General features: G+C 70.2%; 17 protein-coding genes. 7 read left to right on the plus strand and 10 right to left on the minus strand.

Going from position 1 to position 18,576, the window contains the following annotated elements; genetic code table 11:
• Positions 1–2: 2 nt before the first annotated feature.
• Genes ypfJ through AC07NS_RS18915 form a run of 3 tightly spaced genes read right to left on the minus strand, consistent with a single transcriptional unit; the run spans position 3 to position 1,884 of the window.
• Positions 3–848, minus strand: coding sequence for a KPN_02809 family neutral zinc metallopeptidase (gene ypfJ, locus AC07NS_RS18905; protein WP_494605694.1), 846 nt, complete (start codon positions 846–848; stop codon positions 3–5).
• 30 nt (positions 849–878) lie between these two features.
• Positions 879–1,277 carry a hypothetical protein gene (locus AC07NS_RS18910; RefSeq protein ID WP_494605696.1) on the minus strand — a complete coding sequence of 133 codons (399 nt, stop codon included), beginning with the start codon at positions 1,275–1,277 and terminating at the stop codon, positions 879–881.
• A 19-nt stretch (positions 1,278–1,296) separates the two neighbouring features.
• A complete protein-coding gene (locus tag AC07NS_RS18915) occupies positions 1,297–1,884 on the minus strand; it encodes a tetratricopeptide repeat protein (protein WP_494605698.1) in 588 nt (195 codons plus the stop codon).
• A 225-nt stretch (positions 1,885–2,109) separates the two neighbouring features.
• Here AC07NS_RS18915 and cuyA point away from each other — a divergent pair, with 225 nt between their 5' ends.
• The gene (gene cuyA, locus AC07NS_RS18920) at positions 2,110–3,111 is read left to right on the plus strand and encodes a D-cysteate sulfo-lyase (RefSeq protein ID WP_494605700.1); all 1,002 of its coding nucleotides are present in this window, start codon (positions 2,110–2,112) and stop codon (positions 3,109–3,111) included.
• 9 nt (positions 3,112–3,120) lie between these two features.
• Complete coding sequence (gene cuyB, locus AC07NS_RS18925) at positions 3,121–3,783, plus strand: cysteate racemase (RefSeq protein WP_494605702.1); 663 nt, start codon at positions 3,121–3,123, stop codon at positions 3,781–3,783.
• A gap of 926 nt (positions 3,784–4,709) precedes the next feature.
• On the opposite strand, the gene AC07NS_RS18930 is transcribed toward cuyB, so the two are convergent.
• The 4 genes from AC07NS_RS18930 to AC07NS_RS18945 form a co-directional block, all read right to left on the minus strand.
• A complete protein-coding gene (locus AC07NS_RS18930) occupies positions 4,710–4,886 on the minus strand; it encodes a hypothetical protein (protein WP_494605704.1) in 177 nt (58 codons plus the stop codon).
• Positions 4,887–4,966: 80 nt separating this feature from the next.
• A complete protein-coding gene (locus tag AC07NS_RS18935; protein ID WP_494605705.1) occupies positions 4,967–6,904 on the minus strand; it encodes a transglycosylase domain-containing protein in 1,938 nt (645 codons plus the stop codon).
• A 100-nt stretch (positions 6,905–7,004) separates the two neighbouring features.
• Positions 7,005–8,027: a sensor histidine kinase gene (locus AC07NS_RS18940; RefSeq protein WP_494605707.1), complete on the minus strand. Its 1,023-nt coding sequence runs from the start codon at positions 8,025–8,027 to the stop codon at positions 7,005–7,007.
• Positions 8,028–8,113: 86 nt separating this feature from the next.
• Positions 8,114–8,293, minus strand: a complete 180-nt coding sequence (locus AC07NS_RS18945; RefSeq protein ID WP_110120980.1) for a hypothetical protein — start codon at positions 8,291–8,293, stop codon at positions 8,114–8,116.
• A gap of 533 nt (positions 8,294–8,826) precedes the next feature.
• Here AC07NS_RS18945 and AC07NS_RS18950 point away from each other — a divergent pair.
• Complete coding sequence (locus AC07NS_RS18950) at positions 8,827–10,464, plus strand: pectate lyase (RefSeq protein WP_494605709.1); 1,638 nt, start codon at positions 8,827–8,829, stop codon at positions 10,462–10,464.
• 170 nt (positions 10,465–10,634) lie between these two features.
• On the opposite strand, the gene AC07NS_RS18955 is transcribed toward AC07NS_RS18950, so the two are convergent.
• Positions 10,635–12,131 (minus strand): DUF885 domain-containing protein, encoded by a 1,497-nt coding sequence (locus tag AC07NS_RS18955; protein ID WP_494605711.1) that lies wholly within the window; start codon positions 12,129–12,131, stop codon positions 10,635–10,637.
• A gap of 362 nt (positions 12,132–12,493) precedes the next feature.
• On the opposite strand from AC07NS_RS18955, the gene AC07NS_RS18960 reads away from it, so the two are divergent.
• Complete coding sequence (locus AC07NS_RS18960; protein ID WP_492853432.1) at positions 12,494–13,087, plus strand: metal-independent carbonic anhydrase family protein; 594 nt, start codon at positions 12,494–12,496, stop codon at positions 13,085–13,087.
• A 98-nt stretch (positions 13,088–13,185) separates the two neighbouring features.
• On the opposite strand, the gene AC07NS_RS18965 is transcribed toward AC07NS_RS18960, so the two are convergent.
• Positions 13,186–14,025, minus strand: coding sequence for an oxidoreductase (locus tag AC07NS_RS18965; RefSeq protein WP_494605713.1), 840 nt, complete (start codon positions 14,023–14,025; stop codon positions 13,186–13,188).
• Positions 14,026–14,119: 94 nt separating this feature from the next.
• On the opposite strand from AC07NS_RS18965, the gene AC07NS_RS18970 reads away from it, so the two are divergent.
• Both AC07NS_RS18970 and AC07NS_RS18975 read left to right on the plus strand, forming a co-directional pair.
• Positions 14,120–14,740 carry a TetR/AcrR family transcriptional regulator gene (locus tag AC07NS_RS18970; protein ID WP_494605758.1) on the plus strand — a complete coding sequence of 207 codons (621 nt, stop codon included), beginning with the start codon at positions 14,120–14,122 and terminating at the stop codon, positions 14,738–14,740.
• 98 nt (positions 14,741–14,838) lie between these two features.
• Positions 14,839–16,656 (plus strand): glycoside hydrolase family 9 protein, encoded by a 1,818-nt coding sequence (locus AC07NS_RS18975; RefSeq protein ID WP_494605715.1) that lies wholly within the window; start codon positions 14,839–14,841, stop codon positions 16,654–16,656.
• A 197-nt stretch (positions 16,657–16,853) separates the two neighbouring features.
• Here AC07NS_RS18975 and AC07NS_RS18980 read toward each other — a convergent pair whose 3' ends face one another.
• The gene (locus tag AC07NS_RS18980) at positions 16,854–17,258 is read right to left on the minus strand and encodes a MerC domain-containing protein (protein ID WP_494605717.1); all 405 of its coding nucleotides are present in this window, start codon (positions 17,256–17,258) and stop codon (positions 16,854–16,856) included.
• A 187-nt stretch (positions 17,259–17,445) separates the two neighbouring features.
• Here AC07NS_RS18980 and AC07NS_RS18985 point away from each other — a divergent pair, with 187 nt between their 5' ends.
• Complete coding sequence (locus AC07NS_RS18985; RefSeq protein WP_494605719.1) at positions 17,446–18,390, plus strand: alpha/beta fold hydrolase; 945 nt, start codon at positions 17,446–17,448, stop codon at positions 18,388–18,390.
• The last annotated feature ends 186 nt before the right edge of the window (positions 18,391–18,576 follow it).

The raw sequence follows: 18,576 nt of genomic DNA on the forward strand, positions 1-18,576 counted from the left end.
GCCTAGAGCGCGCTCGTCGAGAAGGTGTCGCAGGCGGCCGGCTTGCCGGAGTCGTAACCCTTGCCGAACCAGCGCATGCGCTGGGCGCTGGTGCCGTGGGTGAAGCTGTCGGGCATGACGCGTCCCTGGGCCTTTTCCTGGATGGCGTCGTCGCCGACCGAGGCCGCGGCCCCCAGGCCGTCCTCGATGTCGGCGCGGGTGATCTGGATGTTGGAGACCTCGGGCGCATGGCGGGCCCAGACGCCGGCGTAGCAGTCGGCCTGCAGCTCCAGCCGCACCGAACCGCTCTCCGCGCCCTGCCGGCCCAGGCGGTCGGCCTGGCGGTTGGCGCCCAGCTGGTTCTGGATGTGGTGGCCGATCTCGTGGCTGATGACATAGGCGCGGGCGAACTCGCCCTTGGCCCCGAACTTGGTCTCCAGCTCGTTCCAGAAGCTGAGGTCGAGATAGACCTTGCGGTCGGCCGGGCAATAGAACGGCCCCATCGCCGCCTGGCCCGCGCCGCAGCCGGTGCCGGTCGAGGCGTCGTACAGCACCACGGCGGCCGGCGGGACGTACTTGCCGCCCGAGCGTGCGAAGATCGGCCCCCAGACGTCGGCGTTCGAGGTCTCGATGACATCGACGAAGCGGCCGCCCTCGTCCTGCACCGAGCCGCGCTGGCCCTCCTGCTGGGCGGCCGGCTGCTGGACGCCGTTGACGACGCTGAGCGTGGTCTCCGGATTGATGCCGAAGACGAAATAGCCGACGGCCGCCAGCACCAGGGCTCCGACGCCGCCGCCGACCACGCCGACCGGACCAAGGCCGCGACGATCCTCGATATTGCCGGAGCGCCGGCCGTCTTCCCATTCCATCCGCGCGGATCCCCTGGTGTTCTCTAAAGTCTAGTGGTCGGAGGCGGGCCGAACGGCCCGGATCGCCGCATTGCTCCGCGCCAGGCGGGCGTCGGTCAAGCGGTCGAGTTCGTCGAGGCGCAGCGACAGGGCCGCCGCCGGGTCGCCGCGCTCGGGCAAGGCCTGGGGCGGCGCGGGCTGGAGAGATCCCGGAGCCGTCGGCGGCTGGGCCGCGCGCAGGATGGCGGCCGTGTCGGCGCGATCGCGGGCCGCCTGGGCGCGGCGGGCGGCCGCCAGCTGGTCCTGGCGCAGGCTGTCGGCCTCCATCCGGGCGGCCTGCCGCTCGCGCACGAGGCCGGGGTCGACCTGAGCGGACGCGACCGCCGCCCAGGCGAGCGCCGAGAGCGCCGTTCCCGCCGCCAGGGCGATCCTCGCAGACCTTCGCCTCATGCCGTCTCCGTCGCTGTCGTCATCGGCTCTGGACGGTGAAACGCGCCAGCTCGGCCTTCGGCGCCGCCCAGGTCGGATCGAGTTCGGCCGCGCGGCTGTAGTCGCGATAGGCGGCGGGCAGGTCGCCCAGGTTCTCGTGCGCCAGGCCGCGATTGTAGAAGGCGCGCTCCGGATCCTTGACGCCCAGGGCCAGGCCCCGGTCGATCTCGGCCAGGCCGTCGGCGAACCGCTCCTCGGCCACATAGGCCGCGCCGCGATTGACATAGGCCTCGCCCAGGGTCGGGTCGATGCGGCCGGCGGCGTCGAAGTCCTCGCGGGCCTGGACATAGGCCTTGCGGCGCAGCTGGATCACGCCGCGATTGACGAAGGTGCGGGCGCGGTCGCCGGCCTTCAGGCTCTCGACCTCGAGGGCCGTCGTGCACAGGCGCAGCGTCGGGTCGTCGGAGCGGCCCTTGATGACGGCCTCGGAGCAGTCCTTGGCCATGCCTCCGCCGATGATGAGGACTGAAGCGCTCGCCCCGCCTGCGGGGGCGATCAGGGCCAGGGCGGCGACGCCCATGATCCAGCCGCGGATGCGCGGCCGAGACTTCGTGGTCTTGGCTTCCATGCGTTTCTCCCAACGTTCACCCGGCCTTCCGGCAGGCCCGCGGGGATGGGAGAACCCAAGCCGCGGACGCGCGGGGACGGGCTTTTCGAGCCGGGCGGCGTCGAGGCCGGCCAGCGAACGCCAGCATAACACCGCCGGCTTCCGAAGACCCGCCAAAACACCGCGAAACGCTTTGCCAGCCCGCGCGGCGCGGCCTATCTCCAAGCGTCCGGATAGGAGTTTCGCATGCACCTGGCCCGCTTTCCCCGCGCCCGCTTCGCCCACCTGCCGACGCCGCTGGAGCCGCTGCCGCGGCTGGGGGCGGAACTGGGGATCGATCTCTGGGTCAAGCGCGACGACTGCACGGGCCTGGCCGGCGGCGGCAACAAGACCCGCAAGCTGGAGTTCCTGCTCGGCGAGGCCCTGGCCTTGGGCGCCGACACCCTGGTGACGCAGGGCGCCGTGCAGTCCAACCACGTGCGCCAGACGATCGCGGCCGGCGCCCGCTACGGCCTCGCCACCGAGGTCATCCTCGAGGAACGCACGGGCTCGAAGGCCAGCGACTATGTCGGCAACGGCAATGTGCTGCTCGACCGGCTGATGGGCGCTTCGATCCGCTTCGTGCCGGGCGGAACCGACATGAACGAGGAGCTGGAGGCGACCGCCGAGATCGTGCGCCGGCGCGGCGGCAGGCCCTATGTGATCCCCGGCGGCGGTTCGAACACGGTCGGGGCCCTGGGCTATGTCGACTGCGCCCGCGAGCTGGTGGTGCAGGCCGACGGCCTGGACCTGAAGATCGACCGGCTGGTCACCGCCACCGGCAGCGCCGGCACCCATGCGGGCCTCGTCGCGGGCTTTTCGGCCCTGTCGGTCGACGTGCCGATCCTGGGCTTCGGGGTGCGGGCGCCGAAAGCCAAGCAGGAGGAGAACGTCTTCAACCTGGCGGTCGCCACGGCCGAAAAGATCGGCGCGGCCGGTCGGGTGAAGCGCGAGGCCGTGGTCGCCGACTGCGACTATGTCGGCGAGGGCTACGGCCTGGTGGACCAGGGGGTGATCGACGCCCTGGCCCTGGCGGCGCGGACGGAAGGGCTGCTGCTGGATCCGGTCTATTCGGGCAAGGCGATGAAGGGGCTGATCGATCAAGCCCGCAAGGGCGCGTTCAAGAACCAGCGCGTGGTGTTCCTGCATACCGGCGGGGCGCAGGGCCTGTTCGGCTACCAGTCGGTGCTGGAGCCGGCGCTGGGTTAGGAGATCGCGATGAGCAAGGTCCTCGGCGTGCTGGGCGGCATGGGTCCGGCCGCCACCCTCGATTTCCTGGCCAAGCTGCAGGCGGCCACGCCGGTGGTCCGCGAGCAGGACCACATCCGGGTGCTGGCCGACATCAACCCAAAGGTTCCCGACCGCAACACCGACGGCGACGCGGCAGGGCCGGTGCTGGCGGCCATGGCGGCGGGCCTGCGCGACGCGGGGGCCGAAGTCCTGGCCATCGCCTGCAACACCGCCCACGCCTTCGCCGAGCAGGTGAAGGCCAGCGGCCTGCCGCTGATCGACCTGCCGGAGACGGCGGTCGAGGCGGCCAGGGTTCACGGCGCGACGCGGATCGGCGTGCTGGGCACCGGCTCGGCGCTTTCCATCTATCGCGACCGCCTTGCGCACCTGGGGCTGGAGGCGGTGAGCCTGGGCGACCACGAGCAGGTCGAGTTCATGGCCCTGCTCTATCGGATCAAGCGCGGCGACCTGTCGGAGGCCTCGCGCCAGACCATGGCGTCCCTGGCCCACCGGCTGGTCGGGCTGGGCGCCCAGGCCGTGGTGGCCGGCTGCACCGAGGTTCCGCTGGTGATGGGTCAGGAAGATCTGTCCGTGCCTTTCGTGGACGCGACGCAGGCGCTGGCCGAGCGGTGCGTGGCGGTGTGCGCCTGATCCTTCTCCCCTTGCGGGAGAAGGTGGCGGCCGCCCTCAGGAACCTCCCCCTGTGGGGGAGGCGGCCGAAGGCCGGTGGGGGGCCGTTTTCAGCTTCCGGGGGGGCGGCTGGTTTCGCAGTTGCTCCCCCCACCGATCGCTGCGCGATCGCCTCCCCCATAGGGGGAGGTTCCTTGAGGCACGGCTTCTCGGCCTCCCGTGGCGATCCACGAAAGCTGATGGGGAGGCGCGGAGCGGCCGGGCGGAGCCCGGAGACCGTGATGTGTTTTAGCGTTTCGGCTTCGTCAGACCGCTCCGCCGCATCGTAGGCTCGAAGGACCGGGGGCGCGGGTGCTTTTTCAACCCTGGACCCGGTTGTCCCCCGGACGGGCAGGACCAATAGCCCCGCGGTGATCCGGCGGCGGCCTCGGCTGATCCTGTTAGGCCGGTTTGAAACGATCCCGGCCCTGTCGACCCACTCGTTTCGTCACGGAACGGCTTGGCGGCCCAATCACGCCTTCTGAGCGATCCTGCAAACCCGCCCTTCCCATGACGCCCCAAGCGGCCCCGCTCGATGCGATCACAGCCGCTAACTCGGGCCGGTACCAAGAGCCCTCCCCGTGGCTGGGATGGGTTTGATTATGGGGGCGGTTTGAGTCCCAGGGGATAAGTTGGGGTTATAAAGTTTTAGAGCTTTGAGTTTGCTCAACTCTGTTCCGATTACGCCGTGTGATCAGCGTGCGTAGAGCCACCCCAATCCGTAAAATCCCCGCGAAAGCGGGGACCCAGGCTTTTTCTGAAACCCAGGGCGCTCGACGATAAAACACCTGGGTCCCCGCTTTCGCGGGGATTTTACGGGGGAGAGACGGTCGGCGCGGCGGAAGCTGAAAACGGCCCCCCTCCGGCCCTTCGGGCCACCTCCCCCAGAGGGGGAGGATATGGCGAGATCAGGTGTTCGAGCCCGTCAGCATCGTAATCAGGGCGGCGGGGCCCAGCGTGGTGTTGAGGTCGGTGGCGGCTTTCGCGGCCTTGCGGGCTTTGGCGGCTTTCGCGGCGCGCTTGGCCTGGCCGTCGGCCATGGCGGCGGCCCACTTCGTTTTCGGGGGCGGTTTGGGGAGCGGCATGGCGGTCTCCGTGGATCGCGGGCAGCAGGCCATGGACGGCCACAGCCGTCCAATCACAACTCTGCGACACAGAGCAGCAGCTAACCGCCGAAGATGCGCCGCAGCCAGCCGGGGATCCCTCGGCTGAGTTCACGCTCCACGTCGTCTTCCTGCGAAGGCGGCGGGGCGCGGGGGACCGGGGCGCGGTCGCGGGCGATCAGGCCGGCCTTCAAGCCCTGGCCGACGAAGTCGCGCCAGATCTGGGCCGGCAGGCCGCCGCCGGTGACGCCGTTCATCGGCGAGTGGTCGTCGTTGCCGACCCAGACCCCGACCACCAGGTCGCCGGTGAAGCCCACGAACAGGGCGTCGCGATGGTCCTGGGTGGTCCCGGTCTTGCCGTAGGTCAGCTGGCCGGTGCGGGCGGCGCGGCCGGTGCCCTCCTCGACCACGGCGCCGAGCAGTTCGTAGAGCGCCGCGCGCTGGGCGGTGTCGAGCGGACGGCTGGGCGGGGCCGCCTCGCCGGCCGGACGCGGGCGGCCGTAGGGCGCGACCGGCATGTGGCCCGAGGCGACGGCGGCGTAGGCGCTGGTCAGTTCCAGCAGCGTCGTCTCGGCCGTCCCCAGCGACAGGCTGGCGTCGGTCGCCTTCAGCGGCGAGGTGATCCCGAGATCGCGGGCGGCCTGGACCACCGCCTCGCCGCCGGCCGTCTGCCAGATCCGCGCGGCGATGATGTTGTTGGACTGGGCGAAGGCGTCGCGCAGGGTCATGTCCTGGCCCGCCCCGCCCTCGTAGTTCTTCGGGCTCCAGCCGTCGATGGTGACCGAATCGCCGACCACCCGCATGTCGGTATGGGCGCCGTCGCGCAGGGCGGCCAGATAGACGAAGAGCTTGAAGGCGCTGCCCGGCTGGCGCTTGGCCTGGACGGCGCGGTTGAACTGGCTGGTCGCGTAGGAGCGGCCACCGACCATGGCCACCACCTTGCCGTCGGGGCGCATGGCCACGAGGGCCGCCTGCCCCGCCTTGAGCCGGCCGCCGGACTTGGCCAGGGCGCGGTTGACGGCCTGCTCGGCGCGGCGCTGCAGGCGGCCGTCCAGCGTGGTGGGGACCTTGACCTCGCCGTAGCGGGCGGTCTCGAAGGCGTCGGCGACCTGGGGCGAGACCCAGTCGGCGAAATAGCCGCCGACCGGCAGGCTGGCGCGCACGGCCCGAGCCCGGGCGCCGCGCGCGGCGGCGGCCTGCTCGGGGGTGATGAACTTGACCTCGACCATGTCGGCCAGCACCCGGTCGGCGCGGGCGGCCGCGGCCTTGGGGTTATCGACCGGATCCAGGCGGCTGGGCGCATTGACCATGCCGGCCAGGATCGCGGCCTGGCCCAGGGTGAGCTTCTCGGGCGGGCGGCCGAAATAGTGCCGCGAGGCCGCGCCCAGGCCATAGACCCCGTCGCCGAAATAGATGCTCGACAGGTAGCGGGCGAGGATCTCGTCCTTGGACAGGCGCAGCTCGAGCCACACGGCGATCACCGCCTCCTGCGCCTTGCGGCGCAGGGTGCGCTCGTTGCTGAGGAAGGCGTTCTTGGCCAACTGCTGGGTGATGGTGCTGGCGCCCTCGCGGGCCTTGCCGGCCTTGATATTGACCGCCGCCGCCCGGCCCATGCCCCAGACGTCGAGACCGAAGTGATGGCGGAAACGCCGGTCCTCGATGGCGATGAAGGCGTTGGGCACGTAGTCGGGCAGGTCGGCGACGACGACGGGCGCTTCCTTGTAGGCGCCGCGGCGGGCGAAGGGCTTGCCTTGCGCGTCCAGCAGCACGACGGCGGGGCTGGGCAGCGGCTCCAGCGAGCGCGACAGCGGCAGGCTGACCCCGACCCAGACGAAGGCGGCCAGCAGCACGGCGAAGACGGCGGCGAACAGGCCCATCCAGCGCGGATGACGGCGGACGAAGGCGACGAGGCCGCGAGCCTTGGCGGCGACGAAGGCCGCGACGGCGAGCGCGACATGCCGCGCCTTCACCGTCCAAGCTCGCCAGTCGAGATCGGCCACCCGGCCCCCGTTTCCTGTTCAGCCCGCTCCTGGATGGCAGGCAGTTGCGGCAGGAAAGCGTCCGGGAACGGTCAAGGTTGCCTGGCCCGGGCCGGAAGGCTCACGCCTGCAGGGCCATGAAGGCGTCGACCTTGTCGAGGGCGGCCAGGGGCGCGCGGACGGTGCACACCAGGCCCTCCGGCCGGTAGTCGAGGGCGACCTCGCCGTCGAGTTCGCTGGCCAGGGCCAGCTCGATGATCCGCGAGCCGAAGCCGCGCCGGGTGGGCGGGGCGACGCGTGGGCCGCCGCGCTCGGTCCAGGTGATGACCAGGCGCGCGCCGGGCTCGGAGGCCCAGCCGACCTCGATGTCGCCGCCAGGAACCGAAAGGGCGCCGTACTTCAGGGCGTTGATGGCCAGTTCGTGGAAGGCCAGGGCCATGACCACGGCGGGCTTGGGCGAGACCATCAGGTCGGGGCCGGCGATGGTCGTACGGTGCTCGCCGCCGAGATAGGGCTTGAGCGAGCCCTCGACGATCTGGCGCAGGCTGGCGGCGGCCCAGTTCTCGTCGGTCAGAACGTTGTGGGTGGCGGCGATGGCCATCAGCCGGCCCTCGAAGGCCCGCCGCACGGCCGGATCGACCCCGGCGTTGCGCAGCGACTGGGCGGCGATCGACTGGACGATGGCCAGGGTGTTCTTGACCCGGTGATTGAGCTCGTTGACCAGCAACTGGCGGTGGCGCTCGGCCAGCATGGCGGCGGTGACGTCGTGCGAGGCGGCCAGCACCCGCACCACCCTTCCGGCCTCGTCGCGAACCGGCGAGACGGTGGTGTCCCACCAGCGGACATTGCCCTTGGCGGTCGGGCAGAGAGCGCGGAAAAAGGCCGCGCCGCCGGCCAGGGCCTTGTTCAGGGCGTTCTCGACGGCGGGTCGGCTTTCGGGCGGCCACAGGTCGGGCCAGTAGCGGTCGCGGTTGCGGCCGTCGAAGTCGTCGATCTCGAACAGCACCCGGCCGCGAGCGTTCATGTATTCGACGCGGCCGCCGGGATCGATGACGCGAATGCAGTCCTGGCTGGCTTCCAGCACGCTGTGGAAATAGGCCCCGGCGTCGGCCAGCACGCCTGCGTCCGTACGGTCCTGCGCCATGCCCCCTCCTTCGCTCCGCCCCTCGATCAGGGGCCAGAGTTGCGCGAGGCCGGGACGCTCGTCAAAGGCGCGTGCGACAGGCGCCGTCAGAAGGAGATGCTGGGCGCATCCTCGGCGCAGGCTTCCATCAGTCCGACCATCGCGGCGGTGACGCGCGAGGTCTGGGCCATGCGGCGAAGGGCTTCGCGGGCGTGGGCGCTGTCGGCGATCTCCGCCTGGCGCTCCAGCCGTTCGGCTTCTTTGAGGTGATCGTTTTGGCTCGGCATGGGGTGATTGTTTACTGGAGATGAACGCCGTTCTCCATGCGACCGCGCGACGCAGCTCGACGAACTTCGTTAGCGGTATCAGCGCTTTAGTGTGTATTTGCACTAGGTGTACGATGCGCCGGGCATGCGGGGCCCGAAATGAAAACACCCCCGGACCCTGAGGGTCCGGGGGTGTCGTCCTGTTCCCCAACAGGACGGCGTCGCCCGCTGCCATCCGGCGCGGCGGCGTCGCCTCATAAACCGATGGTCGTCATTTCGCGGAAAGCCTTGCGCGACACAACGCGGCGGCCTGTCGCACACGCGGCAGGGGAAATTTCGCGAGCGCTCGCCAAGAGCGCGCTTGCCAAGAATGACACCGGTGGACATTGTGTCGTCCAACACGCGCCGGGCCAACGGCGGCAAGGACTCGGAGCTTGGCCTCCGATGGGGAAGGAAACCAAGGCCACGCTTGATTTCAGGCGTTCCGACCGCTCCCTTTCCGTTGCCGCCTGCGTCCTCGCGTCGCGCCAGTTCAGGACCCGGAGTCAGCGTCGATGCCGCTCAGCCCCCTCACCCGCCGCCGCCTGATGGCGACCTCCGCGGCCGCCTTCGCCGCCGCCGCGGGCCTGGCGCCGTTCAAGGCCCTGGCCGCCGAGGCCCCGGGCAAGGACGCGGCGCTGGCGACGATGAAGCGGGCCACCACCTTCATGGTCGAGAAGGTCGCCTATCAGGGCGGCTATGTCTGGAGCTACCTGCCCGACTTTTCGCGCCGCTGGGGCGAGATGGAGGCCTATCCGACGATGATCTGGGTGCAGCCGCCGGGCACGGCGACCATGGGCCACCTGTTCCTCGACGCCTATCACGCCACTGGCGACGAATACTATTACGAGGCCGCCAAGCAGGTGGCCGGGGCCCTGATCAAGATCCAGCACCCGGCCGGCGGCTGGAACTATCTGGGCGACCTGGCCGGCGAGGCCTCGATCCGCAAGTGGTACGACACCATCGGCAAGAACGGCTGGCGGCTCGAGGAATTCCAGCACTACTACGGCAACGCCACCTTCGACGACGCCGGCACGGCCGAAAGCGCGCAGTTCCTGCTGCGGCTCTATGTCGAGAAGAAGGACCCGGCCTTCAAGCCGGCGCTGGACAAGGCCATCGGCTTCGTTCTCGACAGCCAGTACCCGGTCGGCGGCTGGCCGCAGCGCTTCCCGCTGAAGGACGAGTTCCACCACCACGGGCGGCCCGACTACACCGGCTTCATCACCTTCAACGACGACGTGGCCGGCGAGAACATCGAGTTCCTGATCATGGTCTGGCAGGCCCTGGGCGACCCGCGCGCCCTGCCGGCGATCAAGAAGGCCATGGACTGCTTCGTCGCCTGCCAGCAGCCGCAGCCCCAGCCGGGCTGGGGATTGCAGCACAAGGTGGCCGACCTGAAGCCGGCCGGCGCCCGCACCTATGAGCCCGAAGCCTTCGCCACCCACACCACGGCGGCCAACATCACCGCCTGCATGGGCTTCTACGAGTTGACCGGCGATCCGAAATACCTGGCGCGCCTCTCCGAGGCCCTGGACTGGCTGGAGACCCTGCGCCTGCCCGTGGAATACCAGAAGGGCCGCGCCTTCCCGACCTTCGTCGAGATCGGCACGGGCAAGCCGCTCTACGTGCACCGCACCGGCAGCAACGTCGTCAACGGCCGCTACTATGTCGACCAGAACCCCGAAAATACCGTGGCGCACTATTCGTCGTTCCGGGGGATCAACATCCCGGCCCTGCGCAAGCGGCTGGAGACGCTGAAGGCCACGCCGCCCGAGGTCGCCAGCAAGACCTCGCCGCTGAAGGGCGGCCGCCAGGCCCTGCCGAAATACTTCACCCTGAAGGACGTGTCGGTGTCCGACCTCAATGTCGGGGCCCTGAAGGGCGACACCACCGCCAGCGCGCCGGACAAGGTCGCCGGCCTGATCGCGGCGCTGAACGAGGCCGGCTGGTGGCCCACCGAGCTGAAGGCGACCTCCAACCCCTATATCGGCGACGGCTCGGCCACCCCGGCGCCGGGGGATTTCAGCCGCACGCACGTGGGCGATGCGAGCGACACCTCCCCGTACGTGACCGACAAGCCGAAGATCGGGATTTCGACCGGCAGCTACATCGAGAACATGGTGACGCTGCTGAAGTACGTCGGGGCGGCGTAAGCGTCCCTCTCCCCTTGCGGGAGAGGGTGGCCTCGCGGAGCGAGGTCGGGTGAGGGGTCTCTCAGACCTCAAAGCTGCGTGCGGCGGATAGGCCGGGTGAGGTGTCAGGTTCTGAGAGACCCCTCATCCGACGCCTATCGGCGCCACCTTCTCCCGCAAGGGGAGAAGGATCAGATGAGCGGCAGTGTCCCGCGATCCAGCACCTTGCCGTGGAATTCCCGCAGCGTCCCGCCCCAGGCGCGGCGCAGGCGGGAGAGCTCCAGCCAGTACATCCCCTGCCCGGCCGCGACGCCCGGCGCGATGGCGGCGCGTTCGACTTCCTGGGTGAAGGGGGCGAAGATCACCGGGTCGCCTTGCGTGTCGGCCAGGAAGGCCATGGCGCGCTCGGGGGTCCAGCCTTCCAGGTGGACGCCGAGGTCCATGCGGGCGCGGGCGGCGCGGAACAGGATCCAGTAGAGGCCGCCGATCTCGGCCAGGGGCTCGCCGTCGAAGGCGCCCATTTCCCAGAAGAGGTGCTCGGCATAGACGGCCCAGCCCTCCATGGCGGCCGGACAGGCCACGCGCGTGCGGTAGGGATGGGCGCCCGAGGCCTCTTCCAGCGGGATCTGCAGCATGTGGCCGGGGATCACCTCGTGGTGGACCACGGCCGGCAGGCTCCAGTTGGGCCGGCGGCGGATCTGCTTCAGATCGAGATAGTAGGCGCCGGGCTTGGAGCCGTCCGCCGAGGGCAGGTCGCGATAGCCCTGGCGGCCGGCGGCCTCGTCGGCGGGCGACATCCGGCGAACCGAGACGGCGTTCACCGCGCCCGGCAGGTTGGCGAACGCCAGGGGCAGGCGCGCGCGGGCCTTGGCCAGCCAGGGCGCCATGTCGGCCACCGCGCGATCGCGGCCGGCGTCGTCGTCGCTGTAGAGAAAGCGTTCGTCGGCGGCCAGGGCGCGCAGGCGCTCACCCACCCCGCCCTTCGTCAGCCCCTGGGCTTTCAGCAGAACGTCGGCGCGAGCGTGCAGGGCTCGGATCATTTCGTCCAGGCGACGGCGGGCCTCGGTGGGCGCGAGGGCCGCGCCTAGCTGGCCCTTCAGCGCCAGGGCGTAATAGGCCTCGCGGTCCTTGAAGCGGATGCCAGCGGCCTTGCCGGCGCGCGCCTTGAGATTCGACAGGGCCCGCGCCTGGCGGGCCAGGGCGGCGGCGACCAGCGGCGCGGCCTTGGCGGCGGCGTCGGCCAGTCCCTTCTCCAGGCGGTCGAGCAGGAAAGCCGGCGGGATCACACCGACGGCCGCGTCGCGGCGGATCTGGTCGGTCTCGGCGTCCAGGCGTTCGACGGTCGCGGCGACGGCGTCGGGCCTGGCGTCGGCCGCCTTCAGCCAAGCGCCCGCGCGGGTGGTGACGACATAGGGTCCGGCCGCGCCGGCGCCGAACGGGAAGCGGCGCACGAACTCGGCCTCGATGGTCGTCGCGTTGCGCACGGCGTCGTAGTCGAGGCGGGCCTTGGGCGAGAGGGTCGCGGGATCGAGAGCGGCCAGGGCCTTCAGGCGATCGGCCGCGCTGGCCACCTTGGGAAAGCCGTCGAGCAGGATCTTGAGCGCCGCGTCGCCGCCCTGGCGGGCGAAGGCCGGCCCAGCCGCCAGACCGGCGGCCGTCAGCAGCATCATCCCGCGACGATCGATCATTCCCGGCCTCTCCCTCGCCGTTGTTACCCCCTGTCGTAGCGGGAAAGACACCGGTGTCCAGAGCGATCGGCGAAGATCACACAATGCATCATCAGGTTGCATGAATCGGTAAAACCACCCAAAAGCTACTTCCGGAACCTTGGGGGAGGAACCGGACGTCACCCCGGCCGCGTCGCGCTCGAACCGACGCTCGAACCGACGCGGGGGGCCGCATCGCCGGCGCCGCGCTCTCCCCCCTTGAAGTTTCGATCCTCCGGACGGCCCAGGGCCGGTCCCGAAGAGACAGTGACAGTCAGCGTCCGCGTCCAACGACCCGCGCGCGGCCCCTGCGAGGCCGCTGTTCCGCCATGGAGGTAAGACCGATGAAACACGCCACTCGCCGCGCCCTGACCGCCTCGCTGTTCGGCCTGGCCCTCGCCGCCACCACCGCCCCGGCCCTCGCCGTGGCCGGAGACGCCGCCCCGCAGCAGATCACCGAAGCCGAGGTTCTCGCCGCCGCCGACGCCTGGGGCAGAGGCCTGGTGTCCATCTCGGTCGCCTACAACGGCAAGCGGGAGAACCTGCCGCGAGCCAAGGCCGTGGCCAGCGCCTTCATCGACAGGGCCTACGGCTACAATCTGGGTCCTGTGCTGTTCAAGCCGACCCTGACCACCAAGCCCCACGTCTTCCGCCTGACCAAGGAGGGCGCGCTGTCCTACTTCGTCGACGACGATCCGGAATACAACGACGACGGCTTCGCGCTGAAGGAGCCGTGGCGCCGGGTGGTGTTCAAGCCCGTCGGCATCCAGATCAACGGCGCCGTCGCCAGCACCATGGGCACGGTGGAGCTGTACGTGAAGGGCCAGGACGACAAGCCCGCCGTGGTGGTCGACAAGACCTGGGTGTTCAAGAAGGACGACAAGGGCGTGGTGCGGATCATCGTCCACCACTCGTCCCTGCAGTTCAACGGGTACTAGGCGTTGGTCGAACCGGCCCGTCGCGCTCGTCGATCGGGCGGGCCGGTTTCGCCGAGCGGGCGGGGCGTTGCGCTTCCGCTCGCACGGCCCCCTTCCACCTAGTCGAAGTTCGTCGATCGCGAGAGCGCATCCCAGGCGTCGATCTCGGCGCGCATCAGGTCCAGCTTCTGCTCGACGACAGCCAGAGCATCCTCGCCAAGAAACAGCCGGGTCGGCGGCGCGTCGGATCCCACCAGCGTCAGCAGGGCCTGCGCCGCCTTGGCCGGATCGCCCGGCTGGCGTCCGCTCTTGGCCTGACGCGCCGAGCGGATCGGATCCATGATCGCGTCGTAGGCGGCGATGCTGCGCGGCGCGCGGTCCATCGAACGTCCGGCCCAGTCGGTGCGGAACTGCCCCGGCGCCAGGGCGGTCACGTGGATGCCCAGCGACCTGACCTCCTTGCCCAGGGCCTCGGAAATGCCCTCCAGCGCGAACTTGCTTCCGCAATAGTAGGCGATGCCGGGCATGGTGATGAAGCCGCCCATCGAGGTGACGTTGATGATGCGGCCAGAGCCGCGCTCACGCATGCCGGGCAGCACCGCCTTGATCATCGCCACCGCGCCGAAGACATTGGCGTCGAACTGGCGCCGCAGATCGTCGATCGACGACTCCTCGACCACGCCTTCCTGGCCGTAGCCGGCGTTGTTGACCAGCACATCGACCGCGCCGAACCGACGCTCCGCATCGGGAACCTGAGCGGCCACGGCGTCGAAATCGGTGACGTCGAGCACCAGCGCATGAGCCCGCCCCGGCGCCAGCGCCTCATGCTCCGACGCGGCTTGCGCGTTGCGGACCGTACCGATCACCACATGGCCGGCCTGCAAGGCGGCGCTGGCGAAGGCGCGGCCCAGGCCGGAGCTGACACCGGTGATCAGAAACGTCTTGGTCGATGCGGTCATGGCAGGCCTCGAAGCCGTCGGATGTGAAGAGCAAAATTTTATATCATGATATAATTTATTGACGCAAGACGCGGGGCGGACCACCTTGGCCCACATGGTCGAGATGTCGGTTCGAGAGCAAAAGCGAACACTGGCGCGAGAGGCGGTGCTCGACGCCGCCGAGCGCCTGCTCCGCGCCGATGGCGCCGCCTCGTTCTCGATGCGCGAACTGGCGGCCGAGGCAGGCGTGAGCTTCGCCACGCCGTTCAATCAATTCGGAAGCAAGGCGGCGATCGCGCAGGCGCTGTCGGCTCGCCGGATCGACCTGATGAGCGAGCGATTTTCCGAGGCCGCGCCGGCCGGCGACGCGATCAGCCGCGTGCTCGCCGCCGTATCGATCGCGGTCGCCGTCATGCTCGAGGAGCCCCAGATCAACCGGGCGATCATCCGTTCGCTAGGCTTCCCCGGCGCCAAGCCGAGCGAGGTCAGCGCCCAATCGCGAGCCCTGTGGGCCACGGCGTTCGGCGATGGCGAGGGCGTCGATCCCGCCTTGGCCAAGGTGACCGCCGAACGTGCGCCCGAGCAGCTGGCGATCGGCTTTCGCGGCTGCCTGTCCTTCTGGATCGCAGACGAGATCACCGATGCTCAGCTTCCCGAAAAGGCGCGAACGACGGCTCTCACCGTCCTGCTGGGCTTCGTCGAGCCCACCCGGCGCGCTGACTTGCTGCGGGCGTGAAGTGCGAAGAGAACCGGTGACAACGCTGTCACCGATCGCCTAGTTTGCCGGCGGGGCGCACGAAGACGCCCATCCGTCTCGCGTTCCCGGAGGAAGCCTTGCCGTCCCGTCCGATCCTGGCCCTGCTGGCCGCTTCCGCCTTCGCCGTCCCCGCATTGGCCGCTGAACCTCTGGCGCCGATCCGGCTGAACCAGGTCGGCGTGCTGGAAAGCGCGGGCAAGCTGGCCGTGCTGCCGGAGGCCTCGGCCAAGCCGCTGGACTGGACGCTGGAGAACGCGGCCGGGCGCGTGGTGCTGAAGGGCCGGACGATCGTGGTCGGTCCCGACGAGGCCTCCGGCGAGCGCCTGCACCAAATCGACTTTTCGGCGGCGCCGGCCGGCGCGGGCTATCGGCTGAAGGCCGGCGGTCGGGCCAGCCGCCCGTTCGCGATCGCCGCCCATCCCTATGCGCGACTGAAGCGCGACGCCCTGGGCTTCTTCTACCAGAACCGCAGCGGCATACCGATCGAGGCCCGGTTCGGCGATGATCCCAAGCTGGCCCGTCCGGCCGGCCATGCGCCGGACAAGGCGACCTGCTTCGACGGCAAGGACGAGCGCGGCCAGGCCTGGGCCGGCTGCGACTACGTGCTCGACGCCAGCAAGGGCTGGTACGACGCCGGCGACCACGGCAAGTACGTGGTCAACGGCGGCATCTCGGTGTGGACGCTGGTGAACTATCACGAGCGTCTGGCGGCCCTGGGGCGCAAGGACGCGTTCGGCGACGCGACCCAGCGCATTCCCGAGGCCGGCAACGGCGTCTCCGATTTGCTGGACGAGGCGCGGTGGGAGCTGGAGTTTCTGCTGGCCATGCAGGTTCCAGCCGGAACGACCATGGCCCTGCCGGTCGGCCATCAGGGCAAGGGTCCGCTGACGCTCACCAGCGTCGACGCCTCGGGCATGGCTCACCAGAAGCTGACCGACGGCTTCTGGACCGGCGTGCCGACCGCCCCGCACGAGGATCCCGCCCCGCGCTTCCTCTATCACCCGACCACCGCCGCGACCCTGAACCTGGCCGCCGTGGCGGCCCAGTGCGCGCGGGTGTGGAAGACGGTGGATCCGGCCTTCTCGGCCCGCTGCCTGAGCGTGGCCCGCTCGGCCTTCGCGGCGGCGCGGCGCAATCCCGAGATCTACGCCCACAGCCAGTTCACCGGCGGGGGCGGCTATGGCGATCCGGAGTTGTCGGACGAACTGTTCTGGGCGGCCGCCGAACTGTGGGCGACCACGGGCGAGGCCTCGTATGGCGAGATCGCGCGGGCTTCGCCGCACATGCCGGCCGCCGGCAAGCCGGCCCAGGCCCCGGGCTGGGGCTGGACGGCGACCCTGGGCGTGATGTCGCTGGCGATCTCGAACACGGCGCCCGCCGACGCACGCGACGCCGCCCGCGCCGGGCTGGTCGCCGCGGCCGACGGCTACGCGGCCGAGGACCTGAAGGCCGGCTATCGCCTGCCCGACGCCGGGACGCGCTATTCCTGGGGCTCCAACGCCGTGATCATGAACCGGGCCATGGTGCTGGGCGCGGCCTACGACGTCACCGGCAACGCCGCCTATCGCCAGGCCGCGGCCGACGCCATGGACTATGCGCTGGGCCGCAACCCTCTGGACCAGTCCTATGTCACCGGCTGGGGCGCGCGGCCGATGAAGCATCCGCACCACCGCTTCTGGGTGGGCCAGGGCAAGTACCCCGCCCCGCCGCCGGGGGTGATCTCGGGCGGCCCCAACAACACCGCCTTCAGCGACGAGGTGGCCAAGAGGATGCAGGGCAAGTGCGCGGCCCAGACCTGCTGGACCGACGACGCGGCGGCCTTCACCCAGAACGAGGTGGCGGTGAACTGGAACGCGCCATTCTTCTGGGTCGCGGCGTTCCTGGATGAGGGGTGAAGCAGACCCTAGAGCCCCTCTCTCATGGAGAGAGGGAGGGGCCCGCGCCGCAAGGCGTGGGAGGGTGAGTGGGTAGGCGAAGCCCCCGGACGATCTTGGCGACGATCTTGGCGCTGTTGCGGGGGAAGTGCCGGCACGCCGGCTGAGGGTGTAACCACTCACCCTCCCATCGCTTCACGATGGGCCCCTCCCTCTCTCTAAGAGAGAGGGTTCAAGGTCCCGCCCTGCTCCGCGCACGAGCAGATCCGGGCGTTCAGCAGGTGCACCCCGGCCAGCATCAGGCCGCCGAGGCTGGTCAGGGCGGCTTCGGCCCAGTCGCCCATGGGGACGAAGGCGCCGGCGGTCATCAGGGCCAGGCCTCCGGCGGCCAGCGCCACCATGCGCGGCCGCCGCCAGTTGCCCGAACGCGCCAGGGCGAAGACCGAGATCGGCGCGGCCATGGCCAGGAACAGGGGGTGCAGCCACTCGGCGTGCGACAGGTTCGCCGCCAGCGGCAGCAGGGCCGCCATCACCGGCAGGGCCAGGCAGTGCACGAGACACAGGCTCGAAAGCCCGATCGCCGCGCCGTCGAGACCCCGTTGCAGGTGGTTGTGGCGGGGCATGCGGAACTCCGGGTGCGACGATCGAGGCGACTTAAATGTTATTACATAACACTCAGTCAAGGGGCGACCGGCGGAATTTCCGCCGAGGCGTCCGCTCCGTCCGACCCCGGGCGGGATCATCCAAGTCGCGGGAAGCCTGATCGGCGATGGTCCGGCCGCAATCGCACGCGGCATGAGGAGCCCCGCCATGGAAACCAAGGATCGTCGCTGGACCGGCTCGCGTCGCGGAGTGCTGCTGTCGAGCCTGGCGCTGGCCGCCGCCCCGGCCGTCGCCGCGACGGCGCCGAAAACGGCGGGCGGCGCCGTCAACGCCCCGACCCGCTATGTGGAAAGCAACGGCCGGCGCCTGGCCTACCGCTCGGTCGGTGAAGGAACGCCGCTGGTGCTGTGCACCCGCTTTCGCGGCAACCTCGACAGCTGGGATCCGCTGTTCCTCGACAGCTTGGCGCAGCGGGGCTTCCGGGTCATCACCTTCGACTATACGGGCCTTGGCCTGTCGACCGGCGACAAGACCCTGAACCCGTTCTCCTGGGCCAAGGACGCCAGCGACCTGATCACCGCCCTGAACCTCGACAAGGTGGTGCTGCTGGGCTGGTCGCTGGGCGGGATCGCCGCCCAGGCGGCGCTGTCGATCTTTCCGGGCAAGATCAGCCATCTGGTGCTGATCGGCACGACGCCGCCGGGACCGGCGGCCAAGCTGGCCGAGCCCTTGTTTTATCAGGCCGCCGCCCGCGAGAACGACTTCGAGGACGAGGTGATCCTGTTCTTCGAGCCCAACAGCCCGGCCAGCCGCGCCGCAGCCCGCGCCTCGCACGACCGCATCGCCGCCCGCACCGCCGAGCTGTCGCCGCCCGTGCCCTACAAGTGGGCCGCGCAGAACCTGGGCGACGCGCCCAAGGCCAATCCGTTCCCCGCCCCGCCGATCCTGCAGATCCTGAAGACCACCACGATCCCCATCCTGCACATCGGCGGCGACCACGACCTGATCTGCCCGGTCGAGAACTGGTACGCCCTGAACGACCAGCTGCCGACGCTGCAGCTGCTGACCTACCCCAACGCCGGCCACGGCCCGCAGCACCAGCACCCGGTGTCGAGCGCCGCGCACATCGAGACGTTCGTGCGGCTGGGGTAGCTAGCAGTCACGTCGGGCGTTGGCTCCTCCCCCGCTCGCGGGGGAGGGGGACCCCGAAGGGGTGGAGGGGGCGTGACTGGGCGCCGCGCTTGAACTCGCCCCCTCCGTCACGGCGCCGATAGCGCCGCGCCACCTCCCCCGTACGCTTCGCTACGGGGGAGGAGCTTCGCGACCGCCGTCCACGCT

The organism is Caulobacter sp. GW821-FHT10A10, assembly GCF_059415745.1.

Bases quoted from the DNA above. Each gene is read 5' to 3' on its own strand.
- AC07NS_RS18965 (WP_494605713.1), bottom strand. From the start codon at position 14,025: ATGACCGCATCGACCAAGACGTTTCTGATCACCGGTGTCAGCTCCGGC.
- AC07NS_RS18930 (WP_494605704.1), bottom strand. From the start codon at position 4,886: ATGCCGCTCCCCAAACCGCCCCCGAAAACGAAGTGGGCCGCCGCCATG.
- AC07NS_RS18985 (WP_494605719.1), top strand. From the start codon at position 17,446: ATGGAAACCAAGGATCGTCGCTGGACCGGCTCGCGTCGCGGAGTGCTG.
- AC07NS_RS18960 (WP_492853432.1), top strand. From the start codon at position 12,494: ATGAAACACGCCACTCGCCGCGCCCTGACCGCCTCGCTGTTCGGCCTG.
- AC07NS_RS18955 (WP_494605711.1), bottom strand. From the start codon at position 12,131: ATGATCGATCGTCGCGGGATGATGCTGCTGACGGCCGCCGGTCTGGCG.
- ypfJ (WP_494605694.1), bottom strand. From the start codon at position 848: ATGGAATGGGAAGACGGCCGGCGCTCCGGCAATATCGAGGATCGTCGC.
- cuyB (WP_494605702.1), top strand. From the start codon at position 3,121: ATGAGCAAGGTCCTCGGCGTGCTGGGCGGCATGGGTCCGGCCGCCACC.
- AC07NS_RS18970 (WP_494605758.1), top strand. From the start codon at position 14,120: ATGGTCGAGATGTCGGTTCGAGAGCAAAAGCGAACACTGGCGCGAGAG.
- AC07NS_RS18945 (WP_110120980.1), bottom strand. From the start codon at position 8,293: ATGCCGAGCCAAAACGATCACCTCAAAGAAGCCGAACGGCTGGAGCGC.
- AC07NS_RS18910 (WP_494605696.1), bottom strand. From the start codon at position 1,277: ATGAGGCGAAGGTCTGCGAGGATCGCCCTGGCGGCGGGAACGGCGCTC.
- AC07NS_RS18940 (WP_494605707.1), bottom strand. From the start codon at position 8,027: ATGGCGCAGGACCGTACGGACGCAGGCGTGCTGGCCGACGCCGGGGCC.
- AC07NS_RS18980 (WP_494605717.1), bottom strand. From the start codon at position 17,258: ATGCCCCGCCACAACCACCTGCAACGGGGTCTCGACGGCGCGGCGATC.
- cuyA (WP_494605700.1), top strand. From the start codon at position 2,110: ATGCACCTGGCCCGCTTTCCCCGCGCCCGCTTCGCCCACCTGCCGACG.
- AC07NS_RS18915 (WP_494605698.1), bottom strand. From the start codon at position 1,884: ATGGAAGCCAAGACCACGAAGTCTCGGCCGCGCATCCGCGGCTGGATC.
- AC07NS_RS18950 (WP_494605709.1), top strand. From the start codon at position 8,827: ATGCCGCTCAGCCCCCTCACCCGCCGCCGCCTGATGGCGACCTCCGCG.